The sequence below is a fragment of the Corynebacterium sp. c25Ua_47 genome, from assembly GCF_039907205.1.
In the GTDB taxonomy this organism is placed as follows: domain Bacteria; phylum Actinomycetota; class Actinomycetes; order Mycobacteriales; family Mycobacteriaceae; genus Corynebacterium; species Corynebacterium hiratae.
Window position 1 is genome coordinate 39,550 of sequence record NZ_JASBOH010000010.1, and the last position, 12,045, is coordinate 51,594.

At 65.9% G+C, this 12,045-nt stretch carries 5 protein-coding genes; all 5 read right to left on the minus strand.

The features are described 5' to 3' along the window. Nucleotides 1-8: 8 nt before the first annotated feature. The gene (locus QKE52_RS09980; RefSeq protein WP_070516075.1) at nt 9-761 is read right to left on the minus strand and encodes an ATP-binding cassette domain-containing protein; all 753 of its coding nucleotides are present in this window, start codon (nt 759-761) and stop codon (nt 9-11) included. A 2-nt stretch (nt 762-763) separates the two neighbouring features. After that, nucleotides 764-1,822 (minus strand): ABC transporter permease, encoded by a 1,059-nt coding sequence (locus QKE52_RS09985; RefSeq protein ID WP_070702290.1) that lies wholly within the window; start codon nt 1,820-1,822, stop codon nt 764-766. Beyond that, nucleotides 1,819-2,814 carry a substrate-binding domain-containing protein gene (locus QKE52_RS09990; protein WP_347948718.1) on the minus strand — a complete coding sequence of 332 codons (996 nt, stop codon included), beginning with the start codon at nt 2,812-2,814 and terminating at the stop codon, nt 1,819-1,821. Before QKE52_RS09990 ends, QKE52_RS09985 begins: the two co-directional genes overlap by 4 nt. Nucleotides 2,815-2,911: 97 nt before the next feature. Continuing rightward, nucleotides 2,912-11,833, minus strand: coding sequence for a fatty acid synthase subunit beta domain-containing protein (locus tag QKE52_RS09995; protein WP_347948719.1), 8,922 nt, complete (start codon nt 11,831-11,833; stop codon nt 2,912-2,914). A gap of 5 nt (nt 11,834-11,838) precedes the next feature. Next, a complete protein-coding gene (locus QKE52_RS10000) occupies nt 11,839-12,009 on the minus strand; it encodes a hypothetical protein (protein WP_347948720.1) in 171 nt (56 codons plus the stop codon). Nucleotides 12,010-12,045: the final 36 nt, after the last annotated feature.

Sequence of the window (12,045 nt, forward strand, 5' to 3'; positions counted from 1 at the left end):
ACTGTGGCCTAGCGCGCCAGCTCCTGTTTGAGCTCCTCCAGCTCGTCGCCGCCGGCCATCCACTGGGTCAGCTCCGGCAGCGTGACCTCCTCCTTGGAGGCATCCAGCGACATCTGCCCCACCGTGAGCACGATGAAATGATCGCCCACGAGGTAGGCGTGCTGCGGGTTGTGCGTAATGAACACCACGCCCATGCCGCGTTCGCGGGCGGCGTCGATAAAGCGCAGCACCATGCCCGATTGCTTCACGCCGAGCGCGGCGGTCGGCTCGTCCAAGATGATGTAGCGCGCGCCGAAGTAAATGGCGCGAGCAATGGCGACCACCTGGCGCTGGCCGCCGGAGAGAGCTGAGAGTTCCACGGAGACGTCGCCAAGCTCAATGCCCATCTCGGCCAGCTGGTCATGCGTAATCCGCTTCATTTCTTCTTCACGCAAGCTCCCCAGCGCCCCGGTGAGCTCCTGACCCAAGAAAAAGTTGCGCCACACCGACAGCGAAGGCACCAGCGCCAAATCCTGGTACACGGTAGCTATACCAGCATCGAGGGAATCGCGCGGGCTGGTGAAATTCACCTCTTCCCCATCGACGGTGATGGTGCCGCCGGTGGGCTGGTTGAGGCCGGCGAGGATCTTGATCAGCGTGGATTTGCCCGCGCCATTATCACCCAGAACGCAGGTCACTGCGCCTTCCTTGACGCGGAGGTTGATACCGCGCAGGGCATGGAAGTTGCCGAAGGTTTGGGAAATATCGTGCAGCTCAATCATGGTTATCGCTTCCTCGTAAAGTTGGCCACCGAGGTGTTCGTGAGCACAGCAAAGAGCAGCATCGCGCCGAGGAAGAACTTGAACCAGTCAGGGTTCCAGCCGGCGTACACGATGCCCTGGTTGGTCATGCCGAAAATAAGCGCGCCGATGGCGGTGCCCACCGCGGTACCGCGCCCACCGGTCATGGAGCAGCCTCCAATGACCGCAGCGATGATGTAGAGGAACTCGTTACCAATGCCTTGGCCGGCCTGGATGGAGTCGAAGGCAAAAAGGGTATGCATGCCCACGAACCACGCTGCAAATCCGACGAGCATGAACAGCGCCACCTTGACGCGGCGCACGGGAACGCCGACGGCGCGGGCGGCTTCATCGTCGCCACCAACGGCGAAGATCCAATTTCCCCAGCGCGTCTTGTAGAGCACCCACGAGGCAATAGCGACGAAGAGGATCCACCAGATGACGGTAGCGCGGATGCTCAAGCTGCCGATGTGGATAGTGCCGGCAAAAATGACGCGAGCAGAGCCGAAGCCCTCCATGTCCGAGATAATCGGGGTTGCTACCTGGCCGGTGACCAGCTTGGTAATCGCCAGGTTGAGACCCTGCAGCATGAGGAAGGCCGCCAGGGTGATGAGGAAGGAGTCAATCTTGGTGCGCACCACAAGGAAGCCGTTGAGCGCACCGATGGCCAGTGCGGTGATGAGGGACAGCCCCACGCCCACCCACGAGTTGAGGTGGAAGTTGTAGTTGAGCATGGTGGCCACGAGCGCCGCGGAGGTCACCGCCACGCCCGAGGACAAATCAAACTCGTTACCAATCATGAGCAGGCCCACCGCCAGGGCCACGATACCCAGCGTGGAACTGGCGTAGAGCACCGTGGAGAAGGCCTCCACTGAGCGGAAGGCGGGCGCCACGATCATGAAGAGGACGAAGATGACCACCGCGCCGAGCAGGCTGGCCAACTCTGGGCGGCGGATGAGGCGCGCGAAACCGCTGCGACGGGTCAGGCGCGTATCGGCGGGGCTAGATAGAGCCTCGTCTGATGCAGTAGCGGTTTCGCTCATCGCAGACCTGCCTTAGCGGATTCGGAGATGATGTCCACGTTCGTGGAATCCACGAAGGAGGGGCCGGTATACACGGGGCGGCCGCCGCCCATGGTGGAGCCATTGCGGTGTGCCAACCACAGCGAGTCGACAGCGAGGTAGCCCTGCATATAGGGCTGCTGATCGACGGCCCACTCGATGCGGTTGTCCGCGATGGCGTCGACAAGTTCGGCGTTGGTGTCGAAGGTGGAGACCTTGGCCTTGGAGGAGGCGTCGGCAACCGCGTCGGCGGAGCGCATAGCCACGGAGGCCTGCAGCGCCATGATCCAGTCGATGGAAGGATCTTGGCTCAGCTTTGCGTTGATGGTGGATTGCGCTGAGGTCAGATCCTTGCCGTTGACATAGAGGATTTCCACCTTGCCGTTGTCTAGGCCTTCCTTCACGCCGGCGCAGCGCGACTCCTGTGAAGAGTTGCCCTGCTCGTGGATGACGCACAGAACGTGCTTGGCGCCATCGTCCTTGAGCCGCTCGCCGGCCTTGGTACCGGCCACCTTTTCCTCTTGGCCGAAGAAGGCGCTCATGCCGTACTTCTGATAATCATCCATGCCGGCGTTAAGCCCCACGGTGGGGATGCCGGCATCCGCGGCCTTCTTGGCTACCGGCCCGATCGCCGCAGAGTTGGGCATGGTTACGGCAATGCCGTCCACACCGGAGTCAATGGCGGATTGCACCAAGTTAGCCTGGTTGGGCGCTTCCGGGTCGGAGGAGTAACGCAGCTCGATGTTGTCCTTGCGGGCGGCGTCCTCCGCACCCTTGCGCACGAGATCCCAGTACGTATCACCCGGCGCGCCATGGGAAATCATGGCGACGACAAGGCGCTCGGTGTCGACGCCACCGGCTAGCTCGCCGTCCGCTTCGGGGCGGGGCGCGCCACCGGTGGCGGAGCAGGCGGCAAGCAGAGTGGCGGCGACGACCGAAATAAGGCCTAGTAGAGGCTTCTTAGCTTTATTCACTCTTGCATGGTGCCCCAGATGTCAGGACTTCTCCAACCCGTCTGACCTGCTTCTTTATCGTTCCAGAGGGTGCGAGCTGGGGATTCACCACCGCGTGCTACCCCCGTTGCGTTGTGCCTCCTCCCTCCGGATCCAGGATGCCATCGCGCAGGCGCGCGGAGTCGCTCAGCAACACCGCGGCCTCTCGTTCGGTCACCTCGGCGGCTGTGCCCGGCCCTAAATTGCGGTTCGTCGGCCGCTCGTACAGCGCTGCTCCACCGCGCATGGCCTCTTCCAAGCGCCGCAGACCACGACGCTCGCGTTCGGTAGCGGCTGCCCGCCAGGCTTCGGCCACGCCCTCACCCTGCTCGCGGGCCAACGCGGCAAAGAAAGCACCCGGGTGGACCAGCGCGATGAGGGCGGAAACATGCCCGAAGCCCAGGGAGGTCACCAGGCCTGCCTTGGGTGGGGTGCGGCGCAGGTCCAGCGGCTGGCGCAGCCACACCAGGTGCGGGTGGCGGCGCAGCACGGGGTCGACGCAATCAAGCGAACGGTTCGGCGGGAGAATTCCGCTGCGCAGCACCTGCGACAGTCCCACAAGCTGGAAGGCGGCGGCACCGCCCTTGGCGTGCCCGGTCAGGCTCTTCTGCGAAATCACATACAGCGGGTTGCCGGGGCTGCGGCCGAGTGCGGCGGCGATGCGCTCGTGCAGATCCGATTCGTTGGGGTCGTTGGCGTTGGTGGACGTATCGTGCTTAGACACAACGGCGATATCGTCCGCGCCCACGCCGAGGGCCCTCAGCGAGCGGGCAAGGCGGGAGTCCTGCCCACCCCGCGCCGCGGAGAGCGCGCCCATGCCCGGCGCGGGGATGGAGGTGTGTGCGCCGTCGGCGAAGGACTCGGCAAAGCCCACCACGCCAAGCACCGGCAGCCCCATCTCCGCCGCAAAGGTTCCCCGCGCAAGCAGGATGGTCCCGCCGCCTTCGGATTCCACGAAGCCGCTGCGGCGGCGGTCGTTGGCGCGGGAGAAGAAGCGGTGCTCAATCCCCTTCGCCGCCATCTCGGCACTATCGGCCGTGGCCGCCATGTCACCAAAGCCGGTAATCCCCTCGATGGACAGGGCGTCGATACCACCGGCCACGACGAAGTCCGCCTTGTGCAGGCGCAGCTTGTCGACGCCCTCCTCCACCGACACCGCCGCCGTGGCACAGGCGGCCACCGGGTGCACCATCTGGCCATAGCCGCCGACATAGGACTGCATCACGTGCGCAGCAATGACGTTGGGCAGCGCTTCCTGCAGGATGTCATTGGGCCGCGGCTGGGCCAAGAGCTTATCGACGTACAGCGAGCGCAGCGCCTCCTGACCCGCCATGCCGGTTCCCTGGGTGGAACTCACGCGCGCCGGGTGGACGTGGGTTAAGAGCTCGGCCGGACTAAAGCCTGCGGAGAGGAAGGCATCCACGGTGCACACCAGGTTCCACAGGGCGAGGCGGTCGAGGTTATCCACCATGTCCGCCGGGATGCCGTAGACCTGTGGGTCGAAGCCCTCCGGTATCTGGCCGCCCACAAAGCGGGTCATGGCCACGCGCCGCGGTACCCGCACCGCGGAGCCTGCGGGCCGTGTGACCTGCCATTCGACCTCACCGTTCGGATCAGTGACGCGGCGCAGCGTAGCGCCTTCGCAGCTATCAACGAAGCTGCGCGCCGTCTCCTCGTCCTGCACAGTGAAGCTCAGCGGCTTCTCCAAGTAGATGGTGGTCAGCTCGGGCGCGAGGTTATCCACCATGGGCAGGTGCGGGCCGAAGTCATCGTGGAAGCGCCGCACACCAATCCCGGCGAGCACCTCGTCGTGGAAGCGCGCGTAGACGTCTTCCTCGGCTATCTCCTCGCCTTCGGCAGTCAACCAGCCGGCCGTGTGCTCATCCCAACTGATGAGCCCGCGGCTCCACGCCAGCTCCAGCACGCCAGCCGCAGAGAGCTCTCCACCGACCTCCGCCTCATAGCGGGTACGCGAGGAGCCCAGCGGACCGAGCTCTCCCGCGCCAACGATGACCACCATGTCCTCGAGGGACTGCGTCACCGTGTTGAAGTCGGGGCTGGTCCACTCTGCAGGCTTCAACACATTCGGCAGGGCCTTCGCCGTTCGCGGAGCCTTCTCTTCGCCCGATCTAGCAGCTGCGCTCGATGCATCTGCATCCTCTGACTGTGAATCCCGGGCAAGCGCGGCTAGGTCTAGCTCGGCCTCGGCCAGCCCGCCGGTGAGGTCAAAACTCAGCGGTGAAGACGCTGCCTGGGCGCGAATGTGGGGGGAGGCGGTGGCGTCGATAAGCTGCACCGCCATCTCCTTCGCCGAGAAGGTCCGCACGCCGCGGGCCTCCACCTGAGCAACCAATGGATCGTTGCCGCCCATCAGGCCGGTGCCGCGCACCCACCCGATGTGGGCATGCACCAGCGAGGTCCGCGCACCCCAGCTGGATTGCTCGGAAGACCAGCGGTTAACCAAGGCGTCGAGGGCCGCCTTGGCCTCGCCGTAGGCGCCGTCGCCGCCGAAGCGCCCGCGGTTCGGCGAGCCCGGAAGCACCACGTGTAGCCGGTGGCCAACATGTGTATCCGCGCCCACGGCGGACAGCGACGCGATGAGCTTCTCCACCGACCACAGCAGCAGACGCATCTGGGACTCCGCCCCTGCCCCGGCATCCTGGAGGGTGCCCGCCACGCGCGGCGCGGCGAAGGGCAAGAGCAGGTCCGGCACGTAGGCCGGCTTCAGTTGCACGGACTCGCCACCTACGGTGGCGGTGTGCTCCGCCGCAATCCATTCCACGAGCGCATCCACGTCCGCGAAGGAATTGAGGTTTGCTGGAACGACCCACAGCGCCGCCGCGCCGACGGCACGGTGACGATAGAGCTGCTTATAGAACTCGAGGCGCTCGTGGCCCAGCTGGGAGGTTGTGGCAATCACGGTTGCGCCCTCCGCAAGCAATTCCCCGATGAACTCCGCGGCGATTGAGCCTGGTGAGCCACCCGTCACCACCGCCACCTGGTCAGCGAAGAGCAACCCGTCGGCCGGGGTGCGGGCATCGCGGGCCAGATCCTCATAGCCGAAGTGCTCGGCTAGGAGCGCAACCTCCTCGCCGGCGCCCAACACGTCTAACTCGGGATCTGTTTCTCCGGCGGCGGCCGCGCGGGCGATGTCCTCGCGGGCGCTGGCCCAGCGGTCGTCGAGAAGCACTGCCTTGCGCGCATCAAAAGCGGGGGCGACGCGCTGCTGCCAGTCCGGCCCCAGCTCCGTGGCAACGAGTTGCTCCAGCTCCGTGTGTGCTGCGCTGTCCCACTGCTCAATCGGGGTCTCCTCACGGCCGAGGGCGGCGAGTGCGGCGCGGGCGGAGTCCTCCAGCGCCGATTCAAGACGCTCGGTATAGGCGCGCACCGCCTCCGGGTCCACGGTCTCGTGTGGCGTTGCCGCTGCGGCCTTCTGCAGCGCGATTCCTTCGCACTCGCCGGCAGCGCGCACCGCGGAGTCGATCAGTTCATCGAGCTCAGCTACCGACACCACGGCAGTCATGGGCAAGCTAGCCAAATCCCCGCCGCGCAGCGAGGAGCCCTCGCGCGTGCCCAGGACCATCTGCACGGTCGCGCGGTCGACCCAGCCCGGCCCCAATCCCCAGGTACTGCTCACGCGCTCGGCCACGTAGCTGGGCTTCTTGCCCGCCGGTCCCGTGAGCCGGTTGAGAGTCTGCGCGACCTGCTCTCTGAGGACCTCCCCGAAGGTTGCATAACCCGGCGCGCGCTGCGCCACGCTCTCCGCCAGCTGCGGGATGGCAGCATCCGCGGCATTCTCGATGGCGCTGATGCCGAATTCCACGCCAAGGTCAACGAGCAACTGGTTGCGGCGGGAGGACACGCCTTCCACGAGGGTTTCGATCGAATCAGTCGGCGCGATCTGGTCGGGGCGGACCTTGGTCCACAGCGCGATAAGCATCTCGAGGGCCTGGTGCACGCTCAGAGGGAGGTCCTCAACGGCGGCCGGCGCCTCCTCACGTGGTGCCTGCACGTTTTCTTCCTGGTGTGCCCTGTCGACTGCTTGCCTCGACTCAGATTCTGCCGGTCCCGTTTCGGCAGCGTCCGGCTGCGCAGCCACCTCCGCTGCTGAGTCGGGCACCGGCTCGGCGTCTTCGGCAAAGACTCGGCCCCGGTCGCGCTCGTAATTCAGCACCTCGATGCCTGCGCTGCCCGCGTACTGGGGCAGGCGCAGGGTTTGGCCCAGCATGTTGGTCAGCGTCGGCGCGGCACCAACGCCGACCTCGAGGAAACGCTTCACGCCGAGCTGCCCAAGGAACAGGTCCTGGGTCTCTATCCAGCGCACCGGGGAGGCAAACTGCCAAGCCAATAGCTCGATGAGCAGGGTTCGTCCCAAGCGCGCCGGGCTCGCCATGGCACCATCGAAATCCGCCAGGATCTCCGCGATGGGCTGCGAATCCACCACTTCTGCGATGTCCTCCACGAACTCGCGGCTGAGCGTGAAGGGCCGCGCCACGAGGTTAGGAATATAGCGCCCCACCAGTGCGTCGAGGTTGGTGTCTTCAGGGATGAGCGCGTCAAGGTGCGCGCGGAAGTCTGCCACGCCGCCCACTAAGCGGGAGGAGTGGAAGGGCACGTCAATCCCCGGGATGGGGATGACGGCACGTTGCCCAGGGGCGCGCCGCTCGGCGTCGCTCGCCAGCGCATCCAGGCCCGCCTTCGTGCCGGCGACCGCATACTGGCGCCCGGCAATATTGTGGTTGACCACCTCAAGGAACTCGCCGGTCTCTGCGGCCACGCGGGCGACATGGGCGAAGGCCTCGCCCGCGCTCATCCCCATCTTGTGCGGGCGCAGCGCTGCCAAACCGTAGAGCGACTGGCCCGCGGAATCACGCTCGACCAGACGGTGCATGGTGAGGCCGCGGACATAAACGATGTTCAGGACCGCCTCCAAGGACAGGACCTCGGCATAAGCGGCTAGGGCGTTGTACTCGCCCACCGAGTGGCCCGCGAAAAAAGCACCGTGCTCGAGGCCCCCGGATTCCTTGAGCGCTGCTATCTGTGCGCAGCCCAGCGTGGCCATGGCCACCTGCGTGAACTGCGTCAGATAAAGCACCCCGTCCGGGTGCGTGAAGGTCTCACCATCCACCACCACGGTGTCGGGGTTGTGGCGGACAATCTCCAGGATGGAGAAGCTCAAGCTCTGCCGCGTGTGCTTGTCCGCGCGCTCCCACACCGCGCGCGCCGCTGCGGATTCCGCATAGTCCTTCATCCCCATCCCCGGGGACTGAATTCCCTGGCCGGGGAAGGCATAGAAGGTGGTCGGACTGCTCATCGTCGCTCGCGCTTGCAGCACCGGCACGCCCTGGCTGGTGGCGGTCACGCTGCGGACCTCGCCGTAGCCGCCGCGCTTGTCGACGCCCACCCGATCCACCTCAAACTCCACCTCACTGCCCGGCAGCGCGGGTGCAAGCCAGGTAGCGGACCACTCGAGAACGCGAGCGCCGTCGAAAGCCGCGGCTGCTTGCGCCAGCGCCGAGGTCCACATGCCGTGGACGATGGGGCCTTCACGGTGCCCCGCCAATGCCGCTGCGTTCGCAGACAGGTGGATAGGGTTCCTATCCCCTGTTACCACGGCAAAGGGCCGCAGCGATTCCGGTGCCACCGCGGTGGTGCGGTGGCGGAAGGAGCGCGGAGTCTCCCGGAAGGACGGCTCTGCGCTGTTTTCTTGCGAGCCTTGAGCTGTGGCGCCCACGGTCTCGAGCGGGGCGTCACCACGCCGCCCGGTAATAAGGAAGCGCTCGTGCATCTGCGCGAAGTCATGGTCGCCGCCGCCTACCGCGGCGGCGACAGCAACGCTCACATCAATGAGGCGCCCCGAGGGCGTATCGCGAGCGTCTTTCAGTGCTGCGGTGTAGTTCAGTGCCAAGGGCTCGCAGCCCAGGGCGACGCTGCTGCGAAGCAGCTCCCAGGTGTCTGACTTGAGGCTCAGCGAGTGCTCGAGGTGGACCAGGTCAAGGAAGCCCTCCACCACCGGTTCCCCCGACTCCGTGTGGGCACTGGCCAGGACAGCGAAGGTCGCAGGCCAGGCGGGGCCGACGAGGACATCGGGCGAGACAGCAGCGCTCATCTCCCCGCTCGTCACCGCCACGTAGTGAGCAATGTCGGTGGCGCTGAGGTGAGCGCTGACCGTCGCGGTCCCGGAGCTAACGTCCGGAAGGTCACCGCCGACGGCCTGGCGCAGCAGCTCCCACATAGCGGTCTCGGCATCCTCGACCTTAACGAGTGGTGAGGCACCCGGAACGCGCGGCGGAGTGATGCGAACGCGCAGCTCAGCTCCGGAGTGAAAAGGAACGGTCAACCACATGGTGCCGTCGACCGCAGTGTCCAGCTCGGCCCCATCAAGTCCAAGACGCAGGGGGTTGGGCTGCTCGCGCCCCGCCCAATTTAGCCCCGGGGCGCGGCGGATGAACTCTTCAGTGCTGAAAGCGGGCTCGCCAGAGTCATCGTCAGTCCCGTCGAGAAGCGCAAGCGCCGCCTGCTCGAAGCGGCCTAGTATCTGTGCCACCGGTTCGTTGGCCTGCTCGATTCCCTCGACCGCCGCCGTGCCGGGGATGATGCAGACCTCGTCGGCCTCGTAATGCTCATCGTGAGCCTGCCACAAGGTGTCGCGGCGCCAGCGGCGGCGTACGTCGGAATCAATGACCGGCACAAAGTTTGCGGGTTTGCCGGGACCATCCACGAGCTGAATGAACCACGCGGCGTCGGTCGGGTGCAGCGCGGCGTCACCGTAGAGTTCGGTCAGCTGATTAATCGCCTCAGCCGGGTTCTCGCGGTCAACCTCAACGCGCAACTCGATCTCGCCGTGATCGGTCGGGTGAAGCCGGGCCTCAGCCCGCGCTACCATGCGCGTGAATCGATCAAACCAGGACTCATCAACCCAGCCGTCCAGGTAGGACAGCTCAAGGTAGCGCTGCAGCCACTCGGAGTAGGACATCTCATCGAGGTCGCCGAAGTAGGGCTTGCACGTGCGCCCGATGGCCTCAATGATCTCCGCGCGGCAGGTCTCCACGGCCGCGGCATCGCCGGCCACCTCATCCAAGAGCCGCCCGGCGCGGGCGAAGGAATTATCCAGCTCATGGATGTCCGCCCCTAGGTCCGAGCGGCCCGACACAACGTCCCCGCTGTGCGCGGCGACAAGAGCCTGCTTCACCGACTCGGATGCGGTGGATTCCTTCGCCGCCATGACAGCGGTGCCCATCATGATGGCATCGACTGGCGCCGCGGGCAGACCGAAGCGCTGCGCCCACGTACCCATCAGGTACTCCGCACCGCGCGCCGGGGTGCCGATTCCCCCACCAACGGCGAGGAGGACATTGTCGCGCTCACGGATCCGCGCGTAGGTAGCAACAAGGACCTCATCGAGACCTTCTAAGGAGTGGTGACCTCCAGCCGCGCTGCCTTCCAGCTGCATGATGATGGTGGTCTCGGGGAGAGCATCGGCGATACGGAGTACCTCCTCCACCTGCGCCGAAGTTCCCGGTTTGAAGGCGACCCACGGGATGTTCGCGGCGTGGAGCTTCTCCACCAGCTCCACGGCCTCCTCCACAGGCGGAATGCCAGCGGAGACGACCACGCCGTTGATGGGTGCTCCTCCTGCGCGTGCTCGCAGAATCGAGTTCGGCCCCTCAATCTGGCGACGCCACTGGGAAGCCGCAAGGTACAGCGCGTTGAACTGGGCATTCACCCCGGGCTGCAGCATCCGGCCCAGGGTATGCAGGCTCTCCTTCAAGATGTCATCGGTGTGCTGACCCCCGCCGGCCAGCTCCGCCCAGTGCCCGGCATTGGCGGCTGCGGCGACGATGCCTGGGTCCACCGTGGTGGGGGTCATCCCGGGGAGCATGACTGGTGAGTAGCCGGTGGCCCGTGTAAAGGCAGTCGCCAGACGCCCGCTTTCAACGCGCGGTGTCCACTCGGACCACGCGCGGGGCAGAGACGGTGCGCGGCCCGGCTCCACGAGCTGGGCCAATCCTTCCGCCGTCCCCACGGCAAGCGTGCTCACGCCGTGCCCGGCAACGAGCTCGCGCGTCAACGGCTCCACCCCGCGGGAAGGCCCCACTTCTAATATCCAGCGAGCCCCGGCTTCGAGCGCCGAGTCAATGCGCTCGGGCCAATCCACGTAATCCGTGAGCACGGCCCGCGCGAGCTGCGCGGTGATTTCTAGGTCCAAGCCGATTCGCTCCGCCCAGCTTTCCACCTGCTCCACCGCAAACTGCATGGTGGGATGGTGGAACGCTGCTGAAACCTCAAGGTCGGTGACAGCGATGGCGGCTGACTCCCCTTCCCGCCCTTCCTTGAGGTCCGAGCTCTCCTGCAGCGTGGCCTTCACTCGGGCGAGCTCAGCCGGTGTTCCAACGATGACGAAGCGCCCACGGCCGTTGTCGAGCCCGATGTGTGCTCCGACTTCGCGCAGTTGCTGTCTCGTCGCGCCCGTCACCGCCGCCATGGGCGCGCCCTGCGGGGTGCGTATGAGCCCAGCGCTGCGCGCGGTAGTCGTCATGGCTGCACCGATGAGGCGTGCCAGCGCCAGGGCCTCCGCTGGTCTCATGCGCTTCTCCACCACCGCTGCGGCGAGTACGCCTTGGGAGTGACCAATGCTGGTGACGGCGTCGTCGAGTTCTACTCCGTGCGCGCGCAAGCATTCGAGTACGGCCAGCTGCGCGGTGAGGATGCCGGGGGTGGAGAGTGCGGCGTCGTCCAGCGCATGTGCCCTCCCTGGCTCCTCGTCCGCCCACACCAGTGGCGCAAACCCGCGCGGCGCGGTGGGCAAGAGTTCGTCCTCCAGCGGGGCAAGGAGTTCCTCGGCTTCGGCGAGGTACTCCGCTATGAGTGGCCGGACGCCGGCAGCGAGGGCACTGCGCAGCGTCGGCAGCCAGGCATAGCCTTGTCCGGAGAAGGAGAGTGCGAAGGGCTCGGCGTCTAGGCGCGCGGACAAAGGCACAGAGACGTGGAAATCAGACACCTGCGCTACTCCCCCAAAGTGCGCACAACAAGCTGCACGGCCTCATCGAGGGAAGGATGCGATGTCGGCTTCGGCATACCGCAAAAGACCTGGCAGGCGTGATCCGGGATGACCTCCGCCGAGCGCGTAAGGCCGCGCTCGGCGAGGTACTCGTCAAAGAACATATCGATACTCATACCGTGTGCCGATTCTACCCACTAGGATCAATGCGT

What these genes read in the sequence shown, in the direction of transcription:
- QKE52_RS09980 (WP_070516075.1), bottom strand. Translation starts at nt 761, where the DNA reads ATGATTGAGCTGCACGATATTTCCCAAACCTTCGGCAACTTCCATGCC.
- QKE52_RS10000 (WP_347948720.1), bottom strand. Translation starts at nt 12,009, where the DNA reads ATGAGTATCGATATGTTCTTTGACGAGTACCTCGCCGAGCGCGGCCTT.
- QKE52_RS09985 (WP_070702290.1), bottom strand. Translation starts at nt 1,822, where the DNA reads ATGAGCGAAACCGCTACTGCATCAGACGAGGCTCTATCTAGCCCCGCC.